Raw genomic sequence first — 16,606 nt, 5'->3', positions numbered from 1 at the left:
TGTTATGCACTCCCTTTTAAATATGATTGAGCAACTTTGAGGTAAATATTTGCTGCATTCGTTAATTTTTCTTTTAACGTTAATTGTTGTGGATATTCTTTCACCGCAAGTTCGGCAACGAGCTTCGGTAGAATTAAAGCTTCCATTTTATTTAAACAACGCACCAGACGAATGGCATACGATAAATCCCCATCTGCGATCATGCGGTCATTGGCAAAGGCTTGCGCAGTACTTTCTTGGAAAGAAAACACCAAAAAAGCATGATGCATATGCTTAAAAGTAATCGTTAGATCGGGTTTGCTTTGTAAAGCCGTTACGAGTTCTAAATTTTGTTGTTCATTGACTTTGGCAACAAATGCAGGACCATGCGGAAAGACTTTCATTGAAAGTACAAAGCCAACAGGGAATTTAGATACTTCATGTCTAATTTCATCATCAACTTGACTCGCCATAACCAAACCTCTGCCAATCACATCCATCATGAGTTTGACATAAGCTTGTTCTAAAGCGGGTTTTACAGATTTACTTGAAATCACTCGCTTATCCCTTTATTTGAGTTAGTATTATATTTTAGAGTAATTACTCTAATTTGTTTTAGGTTAAAAGGGAAGTGCTTTATTGTGAAATGACTTGGACGTCATTAAAAAAGCCGCTTTCTTTTAAATAAAGACTGACATCTTCTGTCAGTTGGTCGAATGTTGGGTAATTTTCAATTAGATCACAGATACGAACCATTTCAAGACCTGCATAGCCACAAGGGTTAATGGTATGAAAGCCATCTAAATGACAATCAATATTTAAAGCCAGTCCGTGATAACTGCGACCTTTACGAATTTTAAAACCTAGAGAACCGATTTTACGCTCACTCACATATACACCAGGTGCATCGGCTTTTGCGTATGCTTCAATATGGTATTTTTTTAACAAATCAATCATCAGGTTTTCAGCATACGAAACCAATGTGCGTACATTCCATTTCAAACGGTTTAAATCAAACATAAAATAAATCACCATTTGTCCCGGTCCATGCCAAGTCACTTGTCCACCTCGATCAGTTTGTACCACAGGAATATCGGTATGTACAAGAATATGCTCAGGTTTTCCTGCCTGTCCCTGAGTTAAAACATCAGGGTGTTGCAAAATCCATAACTCATCAGGCGTGTTTTCATCTCGCTGTTCAGTCAAGACTTTCATGGCTTGAAAACGTTCAGCATAAGAGGTGAGTTGCTTAAATTCACGAATAATTAAATTGGGTGATCCTGCGGATTCAGTCATAACAAATATCAATTAAAAACTTTAACTTTCACTTATATTAAAATGTTTTTCAGATTGAAAGTACTTTTCATTTGCAAATAAATTTTAAATATACCCTTAATAAAAATATGGAATTGTCCTTAATTGATATAATTTGACCCTTAATAATTTTAAATTTGCTCAAATGACAATTTATATTATAGGCAACTGAACTAAGTGCAAATTAATTTTTAATATATCTATTTGTATTTAATATTTTTATTTATTTTTTAAAAATACTTTTATATTTTCATTAAGTAATTGATTGACCAATTTGCTTATGAGTGAAAGTGGGGTTTAAGTATTTTTAGGATGATTGTTGAGGGATGCATATGCCAATTTTTTCACCATTTTTTCAATATACACAGCATCAATTACAATATCCGACTGTAGATGAGTTGGCTGAGTTTAGAAAAGTTCAACGTTTAGCCTATCAATGTGCAGAAGAAGTTGCCAAAGAGCTGAAGCCTGGCATGACTGAAAAGCAAGCAGCAAAAATGCAAAAAGTTTGGTTATTAGATCATGGGGTAAACGATTTTTTTCATGCACCTTTTGCATGGTTTGGTGAACGCACTGCATTTAATAATTTTAAAATCGCATTGCAATTTTTTCCAACCAATAAACGTCTTGAAGAAGGGATGCCCTTTATTTTGGACAATGCACCGATTATGGGTGAATACATGGCAGATATTGGTTATACAGGGTGTTTAGGTGAAAACCCTGTATTAGAGCAGGTGATGGATGATTTGGCATTTTTCCGTGAAAAGATTTTGGAACTCGTCAAAGCGCGTAGAACTATTCGAGAAATTAGCCAACAAGTCGATCATTTTATTGAGCTAAAAGGTTATGAGGCACGTCATAAGGCTTATCCATTTGAAACTTTAGCGCATGAGGTGTCAAAAATTTCATCAAGTCATCAAAATAAAGATCCAAAAACGCTTTTTGGTTTTGGTATTGATTCTTTAAAAACTTTAGGGCGTTTAATCGGTACAGGAGCGGTACAAGGTTGGTCACCAATTTGGAACTCTGGAAAAATGGCAGATCATCAACCAGTTGCAGGATTATGGGCGGTAGAGCCACATCTAGGTTTAAATGGGGTTGGTGCAAAATGGGAAGAAATGCTGGTCATTACAGATGATGATGCATATTGGTTAGATGATGAAACACCACAAATGCGTCGTTGGCGTGAGCGTAATATTGTGATGCCTGAGCAAAAAGCGATTGCTTAAATGAAGAACTTTTAATTATAACTTGATGTGAGGGCTTGAATAGAGCCTTCACATACTGCATCAAAAGGAAAAATAAAATGAATGCAGCCGTAGAACATTTGATCCAAGCGCGTAAAGTAAAATTTGATTTAACGCAATCTCCCATTTATTGGGCTGAAACACCTTTTGTGACCCATGCAATTAATCCTTTACATATCCTTCTGCCGCAAGGTGAACTGTGGTTTTGTCGGGTATTTAATCGGGTTTTGCCAGAAATCACCGATCCGCAACTCTACGCAGATGTAAAAGGATTTATTGGACAAGAAGCAATTCACTCTCGTTCACATAGTCATGTAATAGATTTTTATAAAGAACATGGCATTGATTTATCGAGTTTTGTACATTTAACTGAAGTTTTATTTAAAGACCTAGTAGATGAGTTACCTTTAAAACAACGTTGGTTAGCTAAGTTGCTTGGAAAAAATTGGCTGATTTTTCAAGTAGGTGCGATTGCAGCGATTGAACATTTTACCAGTATTTTGGGAATGTGGGTTTTAGAAGAAAAGGCAATCAATAATTTTGATCCTGAAATTCTACGTTTGATTCGTTGGCATGGCGCAGAAGAAGTCGAGCATCGTTCCGTTGCATTTGATTTGTTTCAACATTTATGTAAAACCAAACTTGGCTTTTACGCTGGTCGTCAGTTTACGATGAGTTTGGTATTTCCATTGTTCATTCTTCTTTGGACACGTGCAATTCGCTTTACGATTGAGCAGGATTCAAATCTGAAAAAAGGGCAGTTACCCACTTCAATGTTGGGTATTTTAAAAGGAATTGAAAAAGAATTTGAGCAATCTGCGCGTTTGCCTTCTGTAAAATTTATTATAAAATCGGTTGGAAGTTGGATGAAACCTTCTTACAACCCTCGTCATGAAGGCAATGATCAATTGGCAGCTTATTATTTTAAAGCTTATGGTTTTTAAGAAAAATTAAATAGGTTTATCCGCTATATTCTCATAAAAAAATCAGAGTCAATTGGCCCTGATTTTTAGTTTCTAATGGATGATTACAACGCAGTTTTAATCAATGGGCAAGCAGCCAAATCGGCATATAATTGATGGACTTGCTCAAGCTCATCAAAACGCAGTTGCGCAGTGATAGAGTGGTATTTACCCGTACGTGAAGGTTGAACTTTGAGCGTTGCTTCATCAAACTCTGGAAAATGTTTTACCAAAATTTCAACGACAGCACCACGTAATTCCTCTCCAGCATCACCAATCAATTTGATTGGATAATCCATTGGAAATACCCAAAGATCTTCGCGTAATTCACGAGATGGTGTGCGGTCTAACATGTTTCACCTCAAATTATCAACAACGCCTGCAAAAGTGCAGGCGTTGTATTTCTCATAATCAATAAATGGAGATGAATGAAAAATTTTCAAGTCTCCATTTGGGGATGATTAATTAGTCATTTTCCAAGAACGAACGTAAATGCTCAGAACGTGAAGGGTGACGTAATTTACGTAAAGCTTTCGCTTCAATCTGACGAATACGTTCACGTGTTACATCAAATTGTTTACCGACTTCTTCCAAAGTATGGTCGGTTGGCATATCGATACCAAAACGCATTTTTAATACTTTGGCTTCACGTTCAGTTAAGTTCTCTAAAACTTCACGGGTTGCTTCTTTTAAGCCTTCAGAGGTTGCAGCATCGACTGGAGAAGTGATGTTACCATCTTCAATGAAGTCCCCAAGATGCGAATCTTCATCATCACCAATTGGTGTTTCCATCGAAATTGGCTCTTTGGCGATCTTAAGTACTTTACGAACTTTGACTTCGTCCATTTCTAAACGTTCACCTAATTCCTCAGGTGTAGGTTCACGCCCCATTTCTTGTAACAATTGACGAGATACACGGTTGATCTTGTTAATTGTTTCAATCATATGCACTGGAATACGAATAGTACGTGCTTGGTCTGCAATCGAACGTGTGATCGCCTGACGAATCCACCAAGTTGCATACGTCGAGAATTTATAACCACGACGATATTCAAACTTGTCTACTGCTTTCATCAAACCGATGTTACCTTCTTGAATTAAATCAAGGAATTGTAAGCCACGGTTGGTATATTTTTTGGCAATCGAAATCACCAAACGTAAGTTAGCTTCAACCATTTCTTTTTTCGCACGGCGAGCTTTGGCTTCACCAATCGCCATACGTTTGGAAATATCTTTAATGCCTTTAACATCTAGATCAAGTTCTTTTTCAATATCAGCAATTTTTTGTTGGAAAGCTAACACGTCAGGACGAACTTTCTCTAAGTAGCCTTTGAGTTCAGCAGGTGCTTTAGCAATTTGTTCATCTAACCATGCAGGGTTTGATTCTTGACCAGGGAATGATGTGCGGAATTGCGTACGATCCATGCGACCACGACGCACTGCATAACGCATCACTTCACGTTCAGAGGTACGGATTTGCTCATGTGTGCCACGAATCATTTCTGAAATGATATCAAATAAACGTGGTGTAAATTTAAACATCATAAATACGCTTGCAAGTGCCTCCATTGCTTCTTTACTTTCAGGGCTATTACGACCTGATTTTGCAATAGATTCTTTGGCAGTATGCCAAGCCGCTTCTAACTCATCGAAACGTGCTTTAGCAATTTCAGGGTCAGGTCCAGATTCGCCTTCAGATTCATCTTCGCTTTCAGCTTCTTCTTCTTCGTCATCATCATCCAACTTCACATCTTTGGTTGGTTTTTTTGATGCCTCTTCTTCCTCATCAATTTCCTCAGCTTCTTCTTCTAAAACTTCAGGAATTACTTCATCTGTTTCAGGGTCTAAATAACCTGATAAAATGTCTGCTAAACGGCGTTCACCCGCCTCATAATCTTTATATTCTTGTAGAACCACTTCTACCGCATTTGGCCAATATGCAATGGAATGTAAAACATCACGGATGCCTTCTTCGATCCGTTTTGCAATGCTAATCTCGCCTTCACGAGTTAAAAGTTCAACCGTTCCCATTTCACGCATATACATACGCACAGGGTCAGTTGTACGACCAGGTTCATTTTCTACAGAAGCAAGAACTGCAGCAGCTTCTTCCTCAGCAACTTCATCTGTTGCTTCACTGTTGCCTTCGAACATCGCATCGTCAGATTCAGGTGCACGTTCATGCACAGGAATCCCTACGTCTTGAAGCATTTGAATAATGTCTTCAATCTGTTCACTTTCTGTGATTGAGTCTGGGAGATGATCGTTAACCTCAGCATAGGTTAAGTAACCTTGTTCTTTGCCTCGGCTAATCAGAGCCGCTACTTGTGAAGTAGGGGAATGCATATCGCTCATCTTTACTCTCTTCTCGTTGAATCTGTGGCAGTAAAAAAACCGTGCATGCTCATGCCCCCATCATGTAGTTAATGGGAAAAGCTTGCGCATTTCATCAGCAAAATAGGGTCTGATAAAATAATGAAAATTGGTTTCTGTGAATAAAATGGGGATGAATTTGTTATTTTCAAGCTCAGCCCTTAAACGTATTCTATTTATAAATACTCAAAATGAGTCATCAAAATAGAAGGACGTAGGGTGGATTATACCATGCCATAAAATTCGGCACAAAAAAAGCCCAATTTGATATAAAAATAAAAAAAAATTAAATAAAACTTGACAAGATTTCTGAACAAAGATAAATAGCGGCTAGACCCATTCACATTTTTTCATTATGAGGTAGTTTTAGTGTCTTCGACAGATTTTGAACTAGATGATAACTACGGTGATGATGATGTTAGTTTTGATGAGTCATCAAACAAAATTAGCGCCAAAGAATCATTAGAAAAACGTCGTTTAATTGATGATTTACTTGCTCAACGTCGTTTAGATCGAGAATTGAAAGATTTTGATTATGACTTTGATGATGACGATGATTTTGAAGATGATGAAGCATAAAACTGATTAGGCATAGTCATTTAAAAATGCTATGCTTTTACTGTAATTAAAATCAATTGGAAACAAAATGAGTGCTTTAGATTTAGACCAGTTAAGTGACTATCTAGATGGCGACCAAAACGAGTATGGTCTAGATTTCGCAGCGACTCATGGTTTTTTATGTGCAATTGCTGTAGGTCCAAAATTTGATCGTTGGTTAGACGAGCTTTTTGAGGGCAACCAAAGCAAAGCACCAAAAGAAATCATTGCGCAAATTAAATTATGGTTAGACGATATTCGCCAAAAATTATCCAATGAAGAAGGCGTCGAGTTCCCTTTTGAAGTTGAAGAGGCGGATGTTGATTCGAGTTTAGGTGATTGGTCTGTTGGTTTTGTTGATGCAATGTTCTTAAATGAAGAGGCATGGTTTACCGATGAGTTTGAAGAGCAATTGGTTGATTTAACTTTACCGATTATGGTGTTTAGTGGGGTAGATGAAGAAGACCCACAAATGGAATCTTTCCGCCGTAATGGTCAGTTGATGGATGAGCTTGCAGAAGAAATTCCAGATAATTTGAATGAAATTTACTTGATGTATCATTCAGAACAATAAGATAAAATTTTAAAAGAAAGCACCTTTGAAAGGTGCTTTTTTATTGTAAATGTAAAAAAATTATCTAATGTATCTGTTATGTTGACTGTCCAAGCATTTTTGTGCATACCAACCATAACTCATATATAAAACTAAGATTTGTATTAAAGATGCGATCGCAAATACAAATAAAATTACCCCTATTGAAATACTTTTTAAACCTTCAAATAATAATTCTGTCATATTGGCAGCTAGAAGAAAAATAGTCACTAATATGCCACTCACTAAAAGTGTACAAATGAAGGATCCAAATACAAGTTGTCTTTTTTCAACTGGTGTAGGAACACGATTCTCATTTTTGACAAAGTAATAAGAGGTATAAAATCCTGCTGCAATAAGTATGGGGATACTACCTGCGCTAGGAATATTTACAAATAATGACAATGCAAATAGGATGACTGTTGAAACAAGATAAACAGCAGAAAATATCAAAAAGTAACGTTTCATTTTTTTCTCCTAAAAATATTCTGTTTTTTAATTTTTAAACTTGAATATTTATTTAAAATAAGACTTTGATATTGATTTGACTTAATTTTGAATTAAAACTTTTATTGGAAAAGTAATATTCATTAAACTTATCAAGTTTGAATAAGAAAAAATATTGCTGAACTGACAAGTATTTTTATATGAGTAAATATTGATAAATCAGTGCACTCAAAAATAACCCTATACCGAACAGGGTATGTGTCACCAAGCTTTTAAGACGAGCTTTCCAAGGCTCTGCCGTTTTAGAAGCAAAAAATCCCATTCCTAAACACGGTTGCATGATTAAAAATGGAAAGAATGCTGTGGCTATACCAAAATATATCGCAGAAAATAAATCAGGATGCTGTAGCCAAGTCGTGCCAACCATCAAAATAAAACATAAAGCAAAAATAATCCCAATCAAATAATGCAATGTCCAACCGAAAGCATGTTCAAAATTTTGTGGTGGTGCTTGCTGTATATTTTGATGTTTAAATTTTCCAGAATATAGAAAAATTAAGACCCATCTCCCCACCACGGCATAATTTAAGGTCGGAATATTAAATATTTTTTTGAGTAGAACTGCACATAGATCAATCAGTAAAGTTGCACCGATACCGATCAAGATGACATTAAAACTTACAATCAAAAGGTTCATGTTTTTACGCTGATTTTATAAACTAAAATCATCTTACAACTTCAAGTTGGCTTTAAGTCAATGCAAGAAATTACAATTTCAGAGCTGGCAACATTAGTTAAAATTCCAAGTTCAACTTTGCGTTATTATGAAGATATCGGCTTAATTCACTCGATTGGACGTAAAGGTTTACAGCGAGTTTTTTCTGAAAATGTCATTGCAACATTGCAGTTGATTACTTTAGGTAAAAAGGCAGAATTTAGTTTGGATGAACTAAAACAAATGCTGGCAATGAAAGATACACCAATTGCAAAAGATATTTTGTTGAAAAAAGCTGAGATGATTGATCAATATATTCAAGAGCTTGATATTTTAAGAGCAGGTTTGCGACATGTTGCCCAATGTACCTTTGATAATCCTTTGGAATGTCCTAAATTTCAAAAGATTATGCAGCTATATGGCATGAAACATTAATGTTTTTTATTCAAAAATAACTTTGTAGAAATGAAATAAACGATTGAAAATATTGCCGCATGGATTGCAACCATACATAACATAATCACAGCAGATAAGCCTAAACCCGCTTGATCTGCTGATTTTAAAATTTGTTCGGCATTGGGATTCATTAATACTAAAAATAAAGTAAAGAAGCTGCCAATCACGATAGCAACCGCACTGAGTCCCCAAATTAGTTGTATTTTTTCTTCGGAAGAAGCTAAACGGTGTTCACGTTTAAAAAAATGCTGGATGCTGATCAATGCTGCAAGAATTAACGTTGGAAATAATGATGCATAACCCAATGGGAAAATAAAAATAAGAATGAATAAAAGCAAAATTAAGGCAATGGCATACACAGCAGCAAAATGTAAATAGTAATGCTTCATTCTTATTCCTAAATATAAATCAAAGCAATGACTTATAGTCTAACATTTTTTAAGTGAGCTTGCGTGCTGAGTTTTAGCCTAAGGTTTACGCTGATATCGACGATATACAATCCAAAGTACAATTATGACGACAATTGCAATGATTATATAACTTACACGGCTAAATATTTGATGCATTAAGGCTTGATTTTCACCGAAATAAAATCCGACACAAGCTAAAAATGTTGTCCAAATGATCGTGCCAAGTCCGCTATATAGCATAAACTTCCAAAAAGGCATCTCACTCATCCCTGCAGGAATACTGATCAAAGAACGCACGGCTGGAATCATACGTCCAAAAAACACGATACGATGTCCATATTTTTCAAACCAATCCAAAGATTTCTCAACATCAGCAGATTTTAAGAAAAGATATTTTCCATAACGCTCAACCCATGCAAATAAAACTTTCTGGGAAATTTTATGACCTATCCAATACAACAACGCCGCAGCAATTAATGAGCCGAAACTTCCTGCGATAACCACACCTGTCAGTACAAGCTTGCCTTGCGAAGCCGCAAGACCTGCTGAAGGCATAATGATTTCTGAGGGAATAGGAGGGAAGACATTGTCTAAAAACATGAGCAAGGCAATACCGAAATAGCCCAATTGCTCCATAATGGAAATAATCCATTCAGTCATTTTTATAGCATCACTGAGGAAGTCGCTATTTATAGTATGGTGTGTAACAAACTCCGTAAAGTGATGCTGCGTGTATCTTTGTAAAATGTTGTATATTAAAAAATTATTCTTGATAATGAATCAGCGTATGGATATAAATTTTACGTAAGCAATAAGTTAAAGCAACGGGCAAGCTCATTAATAAAAAAATATTCATTAATGTGGTATTAAGATGATAACCAATAAATAAAGATAAAGTCGTTCCGATTAGCATACCTAGGCAAACTATAAAAATATGTGACTCTTGTTCGAGTTCGGTTCTAATTTTTTTAATTGTTGTTGTAGGTACATTATCTAAATAATGATAATTGATACTTTCAGATGCAAGATAAGAGGTTCTTTCCATAATACTGATTTCCTTATAATAATTTTTAAAGCAAAATGAAAAAGCTTTAAAAAGTAGCCATTTAATCCTTATGATATTAGCAAGTAAATCTGTAAGCTTCTGTCCAAAGCGCTTATTTTTAGTATCAACATTTTATAAGATTTATAAATCATGTAATTCATGTGTAAAAAAAACCGCATAAACTATGCGGTTAATTACAATTTGTAAGATTAGATGATTTTATAAGCGTTTACGCTTGGCTGCCACGATTTGTGACTGGCGCATGCGGAAACCTTCTTTTTGTTTTTCAGATGTTTTGTCAATACAGTATACGCAAGACACACCGTGTTCATAACTTGGTAACGCCACTTCATCTGGCGTCAAAGGCCAACCACACGCATGACATTTCACATTGATACCTTCTTCAACACCATGTGTAACAGCGGTACGACCATCGAAAACGAAACATTCACCTTCCCACATGCTTTCATCTGCAGGGGTTTCTTCTAAGTATTTTAAAATACCGCCTTTTAGGTGATAAACCTCATTGAAACCTTCTTGTAGCAGTAAAGAGGTTGATTTTTCACAACGAATACCGCCTGTACAAAACATCGCAATTTTTTTGTCTTTGTGTTGTTCAAGCTCTTTTTTCACATAATCTGGAAATTCACGGAACGTTTCAGTTTTTGGGTCAATTGCACCCTTAAAAGTACCCGCTTTATATTCATAATCGTTACGTGTGTCGATTAGAATGACATCATCACGTGCGATCAGTTCATTCCATTCTTTTGGATCTAGGTAATGTCCAACCAAATCACGTGGTTTTACTTCAACACCTAAAGTCACGATTTCTTTTTTGAGTTTGATTTTCATTTTACGGAAAGGTTTATCATCACTGTGTGACTCTTTGTATTCCATGTTGTTAAAACCATTGTCTAAAAGAAATTGATGAATAACATCAATCGCTTGACGATCTCCTGCAACAGTTCCGTTGATTCCTTCTCCTGCAACAATTAGAGTACCGCATAGATTGATGGTTTTTACCAAATCTAAAAGACGTTGTTGAAGATCTGCAGGATCTTGAACTTCTTTGAATTGATAAAGTGCTGCAACAACCCAACCAGTGGTCGCTTGCTGTTCTACAGGTGCAAGCTGTTCTACAGTAGCGTTCATGGAATACTCCAAATGTATTAAGATATGAAAAAATTTAGGTGCGTATTCTAGCCCGAATTAGAAAATTTTGCGAGAAAGCCATAGCATAAATATGGCTTTAAATGAGGAAAATGTTTTGAGCAATAAAAGTCGAATTCCATCTTTAACACCGTGTGTAGGACGTTGTTCAACGGTTTTTGGTGATTCGGTTTGTCGGGGGTGTCGACGTTTTAATCATGAAGTGATTCAGTGGAACACTTATACACCTGAACAACGTTTAGCGGTTTGGAAACGTTTAGATGCTCAACTTGATCAAATTTTAGTGCCGATGTTACCTTTTGCTCAGCTTAAACATGTCGAAGGGTTTATTTCGAGTAAGCGCGTGCGAGTATTAGATGCTGCATCAAAAGGGCGTAAGCTTTATCATGCTTTAAAAATATGTGAAAAAAATCGTTCACTTGCAGATGAAAGTGGTTTGGGGATTAGCTCTAAACAAGTGAAGCCTTTATGGGATGAATTTGAACGCCGTGTTTTGGCTTTGGCAACGGCAAGTTATGATTTGGCATGGTTACGTGCAGATGGCATTCGTCATAATTTATTGAAAATAATGGAAGAAGATGAAGAATTGCATTCTTTATAATCAAATCAATTCTCAGTTTTTATTTGGATAAGTCTTGGATTTTTCAGCCTATATTTTATATTGCGTTGCCGTGATCATCATGATTGCAACACCCGGACCTGTGATGCTATTGGTGGCAAGTGCAGGTTTGAAAAGTGGGAATAAGAAAGCACTGCATACGATCGTGGGAACAAATCTCGCATCATTGGTGTTGATCGCAACTTCAGTTTTGATTTTGAAAGGTTTTTTAAATATTTCCAGTCATTGGTTTGATCTGATCAAAATCCTAGGTTGTCTCTATATTGCCTATCTAGGTGTGCAAATCGTGCGAGAAGCCTTGAGCCAAACGCAGCAAGCACATGAAATTTCGAGTCAAGTTCAAGGTGGGTTTAAACAAGGTTTTCTTGTCGGTATTTCCAACCCCAAAGATATTATTTTCTTTGCCTCATTTTTTCCGCAATTTACGCATGTGACGCACAATTTAGATCAGAGTTTAATCTTACTGACTTTGAGTTGGATTATTTTAGATTTTGCGACCTTATCCGTGGTTTATCTAGGATTTAATGCACTATCTAAGTCCAAGATTTATCATAAAATATTACTCGGTTGCGGTGTGATTTTGATCGCCGTTGCGTTATATGGTATTTATTCTGTGTGGTTTTGAAGAACATTCACCAGTAACAATAACGAATGTTGTGCGTCTATCTGACTCGGAACTGTGGAAAGCGAAGTAGATTAATGTACTAAAAAATCCCAACATCTGATGATCTTGGGACTTGATTTTATTCAAATATTGAGTGAATTAAAGATTATGTGCTAAACGATATTGCACAATTTCTTCGATGGTAATGAGTGTTAAGTTATGCGTTTGAGCATAAGCGAGCACTTGAATCCCTGAAGCCATTGTACCGTCAGGATTAGTCACTTCACACAGTACGCCCGCAGGCTTTAAGCCAGCCATACGTGCCAAATCAATAGAACCTTCAGTATGTCCACGACGTGCTAAAACACCGCCATCACGACCACGTAAAGGGAAGATATGTCCAGGGCGATTTAAGTCACTTGCAATAGCACCATCTTGAATAGCCGCTTGAATGGTGGTAACACGATCTTTAGCAGAAACGCCTGTGGTTACACCTTCTGCTGCCTCAATTGTTATTGTAAAAGCAGTTTTGAAATGACTTGAATTGTCCTCAACCATAGGAGGTAATTCAAGATGGTCGGCAAGTTCAGAGGTTAATGTAAGGCAGACAATACCTGAGCCATCACGAATCATACGTGCCATGGTTTCGACATTGAGTGTTTCTGCTGCAACAATCAAATCGGCTTCATTCTCACGATCAAAATCGTCCATGACCAAGACAGGTTTGCCTTGACGCATATCTTCTAAAGCTTGTTGGATACGTTGCTCAGCAGGGGAAAGTGCTGAAAAGAAAATTTCGGGTTGAATTAAACTAGACATTGAAACGCTCTCGTAAAAATAAAAAATACGGTTGAACATTTCAGGACATGTGAAATAGTGGCGTAACAAAATAGACTCAAACTATGAATCTACTCAAAAGTAACGTCGTCTTCTTTCATCCGGACTATACCGTCGGCTTTGGCTTTGACCAAATCTGCCTATCATTTTATAAAAAATGGAAGGCTCGTGGGCTGAAAAAATATGTTCTAAAGAACGTATTTAAATTACCACCGGTGGGGAATTTCACCCCGCCCTGAAGCGATGTAGATTGATTATAATCTATTTTGTTCAAAGGTTTGAGCTTTTTAGAGAATTAGGCGTGAGATGATTATAAAAATATCAATAAAAATCTTCAAAAATATCATGTGAATTTGCAAGTAAATCTAGAAAATAGATCTTGTTGAAACTGATGATTTTTATCATTGATAATTGTAAGTGTTTATTATTTAATAGTTTTGTATTTAGCTTTTGATAAATTATATAATTTAAAGTTGAATATTCATTCAATCTAAAATAAATATGCACTTTAGCAATTCAATTAGAGTTAAAGTGACAATTTTTTATATTTAAAATAAGAGGCTTTTGTGAAAAAAATTCTATTGAGTTTATATGCTTGCACTTTGGTAGTAACCGCTCATGCGGGTGAAGCAAGCGATTGGGGATATGAAACCAATAATGCACCTGACAAATGGGCAAGTTTAAGTGAAAAATATCATGCCTGTTCGGGTTTAAATCAATCTCCAATTGATATTAAAAATACAACTTCAGCAAAGCTTGAACCTTTAAAGTTTAATTATGCTGCCAATGCAAAATCAATTGTGAATAATGGTCATACGATTCAGGTAGACTTTAATACAGGAAATACGTTGACTTTAGATGGTCAAGAGTTCGTTTTAAAACAATTCCATTTACATAGTCCAAGTGAAAATAAAATCAATGGGGTGAGCTACCCAATGGAAATGCATTTGGTGCATGCCAACGCACAAGGAGAGTTGGCTGTGGTTGCAGTGATGTATCAACAAAGTCAAGTCAATCCCAGTTTAGCGAAAATATGGAGTAATTTGCCAAAACAGGCAGGGCAAAGCTTTACATTCACTGGTAATTTGAGTGCGGCAAGTTTCTTACCGAAGAAGCTGGATTATTATCGTTTCAATGGTTCTTTAACAACACCACCCTGTACAGAAGGTGTGAGATGGATTGTATTAAAAGAGATTCAATCTGCATCTGAGGCACAGCTGAATGCTTTTACTCAACTATTAAGTCATCCAAATAATCGACCTGTTCAACCTGTAAATGCGCGAATGATTTTAGAATAAAAAACTCATATTAAAAGACATAGTTTTGAGCTATGTCTTTTAATTTTCTCTTTATTTAAGCATAGAAAATATTTTAAATAATTTTGTGGTGAATGATTCAAACACTAAAATGTCTAATTATTTTGTAGAGCTTTTAAATCGTCTAGTACAATTTCGGCATGTCCCGCAGCTTTCACTTTATGATATGCTTTGACGAGCTGACCTTTATGAAAAATGAAAGTCGAGCGTTCAATTCCCATCACTTTTTTTCCATACATATTTTTTTCTTTAATTACATCAAAGTGTTTACATAAACTTTCATCTTGATCACTAATCAAGTTAATGGTTAATGACTGTTTTTCAGTAAAATTTTGATGCGTTTTTACAGAGTCGCGAGAAACCCCGATAATGGTCGTGTTTAGCGCATCAAACTGATCTTTTAGTGCTGAAAAACCAACCGCTTGCGTAGTACAACCAGGGGTATTATCTTTTGGATAAAAATAAAGAATTAGCCAGTCAGCTGTGATTTGGCTTAGATTAATTTCACCTTGGGTACTTGTAAAGTTTTGCTTAGGTAATTGAATATTTTCAGACATACGATTCTCCTCATTTATTCTATTATGCGACCTCTAAAAAAATAAGCCACAAAAATGTGGCTTATTTTCAATTCATTACAACTTATTTTTTCTCAGCTGCTTTCATTGCTGCTTCAGTTAAAGTTTTTAATTTACCTGTTAACTGAGGACCAAAACATGACTGAAGTTCTTGGTTTTGCTTTTGTACAAAAGCTAAAGTTGAAGGGCTTTTCTTCTGGTTAATCGTGCTTTGAATTTGCCATTTTTGATCATTGGTTAGTTTACCATCAGATTCAATTGCACAAGTACAGTATTTGCTGACTTCAGCACTCGTCAATTTACCACCTTTCGCAGTTTCAGTTTTACATACACCAATTAATGCTGATTTTACATTTGAGCTTTTATAGGCTTGTTGTAAAGCATTATTGTCTGCTTGCGCAGTTGTACCAAATAAAGCTGCCGCAGAAAATAAAGTTGAAAGAAAAATACCTGATTTTAAGTTTTTCATAAACTGTACCTTGTTATTACTGTATATAACGTGTTGGGTCAGTAACCCCTGCATCGCTAAAGCCTTGTTTTCTGAGGCGGCAGCTATCACATTTTCCACACGCACGTCCTTGGTCATCTGCTTGGTAACAGGAAACCGTTTGGCTATAGTCTACGCCATGTTCTATACCTAAACGTATTATATTCGCTTTGGATAAATGTAACAGAGGTGTTTCAAATTTAAGTGGTTTGCCTTCAATACCCACTTTGGTTGCTAGGCGTGCCATATTGGCAAAAGCTTCGATATATTCAGGTCTACAGTCAGGATATCCTGAATAATCAACAGCATTGATCCCAATCACGATCGCCTCAGCGCCAAAAACCTCAGCCGCAGCCAAAGCATAAGATAAGAAAATGGTGTTACGTGCTGGAACATAAGTTACAGGAATACCCTCTGTTTCATGATCAGGTACATCAATATTATGGTCAGTCAGTGCAGAACCACCTAAATTTCCCAGATCAATATTGATCACACGATGTTCTACACCTGCGTTTTGGGTAATTGCACGTGCTGCATCAAGTTCGGTGGTTGAACGTTGTCCATACATGAAACTTAAAGCGATACAATCATAACGTGCTTGCGCCCAAGCTAAACAAGTTGTTGAATCTAAACCACCAGACAATAAAACTACGGCACGAGGGCGCATATCTCACTCCACAAAAATATTCAAAAAAGCAAGAAAGTATTATAGCTTGTTTCTTGCTGTTTATCTGAATTACAAAAATGAAGCCAGTTATGTCGATTAATATGCAAATAAATGGCAATGATGTGATTGAATTGTGTATTAGCTTAATTATAATAGACAGGCATTTGAATGATTTGTAGTCAAAGCAATCAATA

At 36.1% G+C, this 16,606-nt stretch carries 22 protein-coding genes and 1 riboswitch; of the genes, 8 read left to right on the top strand and 14 right to left on the bottom strand.

All coding sequences use genetic code 11. The annotated features are described in order from the left end of the window. Window positions 1-2: 2 nt before the first annotated feature. Together DJ533_RS13825 and lipB are read right to left on the bottom strand one after the other, a co-directional pair. A complete protein-coding gene (locus DJ533_RS13825) occupies window positions 3-536 on the bottom strand; it encodes a hypothetical protein (RefSeq protein ID WP_065994936.1) in 534 nt (177 codons plus the stop codon). Window positions 537-615: 79 nt separating this feature from the next. After that, entirely contained in the window at window positions 616-1,275 is a 660-nt protein-coding gene (gene lipB, locus DJ533_RS13820) for a lipoyl(octanoyl) transferase LipB (RefSeq protein WP_065994935.1), read from the bottom strand. A 350-nt stretch (window positions 1,276-1,625) separates the two neighbouring features. Here lipB and DJ533_RS13815 point away from each other — a divergent pair, with 350 nt between their 5' ends. Next, window positions 1,626-2,522 (top strand): M24 family metallopeptidase, encoded by an 897-nt coding sequence (locus tag DJ533_RS13815; protein ID WP_065994960.1) that lies wholly within the window; start codon window positions 1,626-1,628, stop codon window positions 2,520-2,522. 77 nt (window positions 2,523-2,599) lie between these two features. Beyond that, window positions 2,600-3,484 (top strand): metal-dependent hydrolase, encoded by an 885-nt coding sequence (locus DJ533_RS13810; RefSeq protein WP_065994934.1) that lies wholly within the window; start codon window positions 2,600-2,602, stop codon window positions 3,482-3,484. Window positions 3,485-3,567: 83 nt separating this feature from the next. On the opposite strand, the gene DJ533_RS13805 is transcribed toward DJ533_RS13810, so the two are convergent. Together DJ533_RS13805 and rpoD are read right to left on the bottom strand one after the other, a co-directional pair. Beyond that, window positions 3,568-3,855, bottom strand: a complete 288-nt coding sequence (locus DJ533_RS13805; protein WP_065994933.1) for a YbeD family protein — start codon at window positions 3,853-3,855, stop codon at window positions 3,568-3,570. A 112-nt stretch (window positions 3,856-3,967) separates the two neighbouring features. Continuing rightward, window positions 3,968-5,857, bottom strand: coding sequence for an RNA polymerase sigma factor RpoD (rpoD, locus tag DJ533_RS13800; RefSeq protein WP_065994932.1), 1,890 nt, complete (start codon window positions 5,855-5,857; stop codon window positions 3,968-3,970). Window positions 5,858-6,244: 387 nt separating this feature from the next. Between rpoD and DJ533_RS13795 the strand changes: the two genes are divergently transcribed. Together DJ533_RS13795 and DJ533_RS13790 are read left to right on the top strand one after the other, a co-directional pair. Further along, window positions 6,245-6,454, top strand: coding sequence for a PA3496 family putative envelope integrity protein (locus DJ533_RS13795; protein ID WP_065994931.1), 210 nt, complete (start codon window positions 6,245-6,247; stop codon window positions 6,452-6,454). 67 nt (window positions 6,455-6,521) lie between these two features. Beyond that, complete coding sequence (locus DJ533_RS13790) at window positions 6,522-7,046, top strand: YecA/YgfB family protein (RefSeq protein WP_065994930.1); 525 nt, start codon at window positions 6,522-6,524, stop codon at window positions 7,044-7,046. Between the two features lie 60 nt (window positions 7,047-7,106). Here DJ533_RS13790 and DJ533_RS13785 read toward each other — a convergent pair whose 3' ends face one another. Both DJ533_RS13785 and DJ533_RS13780 read right to left on the bottom strand, forming a co-directional pair. Then, window positions 7,107-7,532 carry an ABZJ_00895 family protein gene (locus tag DJ533_RS13785; protein ID WP_065994929.1) on the bottom strand — a complete coding sequence of 142 codons (426 nt, stop codon included), beginning with the start codon at window positions 7,530-7,532 and terminating at the stop codon, window positions 7,107-7,109. A 175-nt stretch (window positions 7,533-7,707) separates the two neighbouring features. Next, on the bottom strand, window positions 7,708-8,208 hold the full coding sequence (locus DJ533_RS13780) for a DUF2938 domain-containing protein (RefSeq protein WP_065994928.1): 501 nt from the start codon (window positions 8,206-8,208) through the stop codon (window positions 7,708-7,710). 60 nt (window positions 8,209-8,268) lie between these two features. On the opposite strand from DJ533_RS13780, the gene DJ533_RS13775 reads away from it, so the two are divergent. Further along, entirely contained in the window at window positions 8,269-8,661 is a 393-nt protein-coding gene (locus DJ533_RS13775; protein ID WP_065994927.1) for a MerR family transcriptional regulator, read from the top strand. On the opposite strand, the gene DJ533_RS13770 is transcribed toward DJ533_RS13775, so the two are convergent. The 4 genes from DJ533_RS13770 to trhO all read right to left on the bottom strand — a co-directional run bounded on the left by DJ533_RS13770 (window position 8,658) and on the right by trhO (window position 11,289). Then, a complete protein-coding gene (locus tag DJ533_RS13770) occupies window positions 8,658-9,071 on the bottom strand; it encodes an ABZJ_00895 family protein (RefSeq protein ID WP_065994926.1) in 414 nt (137 codons plus the stop codon). The two genes, DJ533_RS13775 and DJ533_RS13770, sit on opposite strands and share 4 nt — an antisense overlap. Window positions 9,072-9,149: 78 nt before the next feature. Then, window positions 9,150-9,758, bottom strand: coding sequence for a DedA family protein (locus tag DJ533_RS13765; protein WP_065994925.1), 609 nt, complete (start codon window positions 9,756-9,758; stop codon window positions 9,150-9,152). Between the two features lie 97 nt (window positions 9,759-9,855). Further along, entirely contained in the window at window positions 9,856-10,137 is a 282-nt protein-coding gene (locus DJ533_RS13760) for a hypothetical protein (protein ID WP_081406133.1), read from the bottom strand. A gap of 219 nt (window positions 10,138-10,356) precedes the next feature. After that, window positions 10,357-11,289 (bottom strand): oxygen-dependent tRNA uridine(34) hydroxylase TrhO, encoded by a 933-nt coding sequence (trhO, locus tag DJ533_RS13755; RefSeq protein ID WP_065994923.1) that lies wholly within the window; start codon window positions 11,287-11,289, stop codon window positions 10,357-10,359. A 115-nt stretch (window positions 11,290-11,404) separates the two neighbouring features. Here trhO and DJ533_RS13750 point away from each other — a divergent pair, with 115 nt between their 5' ends. Both DJ533_RS13750 and DJ533_RS13745 read left to right on the top strand, forming a co-directional pair. Next, window positions 11,405-11,908, top strand: coding sequence for a DUF1289 domain-containing protein (locus DJ533_RS13750; protein WP_065994959.1), 504 nt, complete (start codon window positions 11,405-11,407; stop codon window positions 11,906-11,908). Between the two features lie 34 nt (window positions 11,909-11,942). Continuing rightward, window positions 11,943-12,551 carry a LysE family translocator gene (locus tag DJ533_RS13745; protein ID WP_065994922.1) on the top strand — a complete coding sequence of 203 codons (609 nt, stop codon included), beginning with the start codon at window positions 11,943-11,945 and terminating at the stop codon, window positions 12,549-12,551. Between the two features lie 138 nt (window positions 12,552-12,689). Here the strand turns inward: DJ533_RS13745 and ribB are convergent, their stop codons facing one another. Further along, window positions 12,690-13,349 (bottom strand): 3,4-dihydroxy-2-butanone-4-phosphate synthase, encoded by a 660-nt coding sequence (ribB, locus tag DJ533_RS13740; RefSeq protein ID WP_065994921.1) that lies wholly within the window; start codon window positions 13,347-13,349, stop codon window positions 12,690-12,692. A 103-nt stretch (window positions 13,350-13,452) separates the two neighbouring features. Continuing rightward, a riboswitch (FMN riboswitch) is annotated at window positions 13,453-13,613 on the bottom strand. Between the two features lie 320 nt (window positions 13,614-13,933). Between ribB and DJ533_RS13735 the strand changes: the two genes are divergently transcribed. Beyond that, window positions 13,934-14,665, top strand: a complete 732-nt coding sequence (locus DJ533_RS13735) for a carbonic anhydrase (protein ID WP_065994920.1) — start codon at window positions 13,934-13,936, stop codon at window positions 14,663-14,665. A 113-nt stretch (window positions 14,666-14,778) separates the two neighbouring features. Here the strand turns inward: DJ533_RS13735 and DJ533_RS13730 are convergent, their stop codons facing one another. The 3 genes from DJ533_RS13730 to queC form a co-directional block, all read right to left on the bottom strand. Further along, on the bottom strand, window positions 14,779-15,240 hold the full coding sequence (locus DJ533_RS13730) for a peroxiredoxin (protein WP_065994919.1): 462 nt from the start codon (window positions 15,238-15,240) through the stop codon (window positions 14,779-14,781). Between the two features lie 82 nt (window positions 15,241-15,322). Next, on the bottom strand, window positions 15,323-15,727 hold the full coding sequence (locus DJ533_RS13725) for a hypothetical protein (RefSeq protein WP_065994918.1): 405 nt from the start codon (window positions 15,725-15,727) through the stop codon (window positions 15,323-15,325). A 16-nt stretch (window positions 15,728-15,743) separates the two neighbouring features. Further along, the gene (gene queC / locus DJ533_RS13720; RefSeq protein WP_065994917.1) at window positions 15,744-16,412 is read right to left on the bottom strand and encodes a 7-cyano-7-deazaguanine synthase QueC; all 669 of its coding nucleotides are present in this window, start codon (window positions 16,410-16,412) and stop codon (window positions 15,744-15,746) included. Window positions 16,413-16,606: the final 194 nt, after the last annotated feature.

It is taken from the genome of Acinetobacter defluvii (assembly GCF_001704615.3).
In the GTDB taxonomy this organism is placed as follows: Bacteria; Pseudomonadota; Gammaproteobacteria; order Pseudomonadales; family Moraxellaceae; genus Acinetobacter; species Acinetobacter defluvii.
The sequence above is the reverse complement of the archived record's forward strand: the minus strand, read 5'-3'. Positions and strand labels throughout refer to the sequence as shown.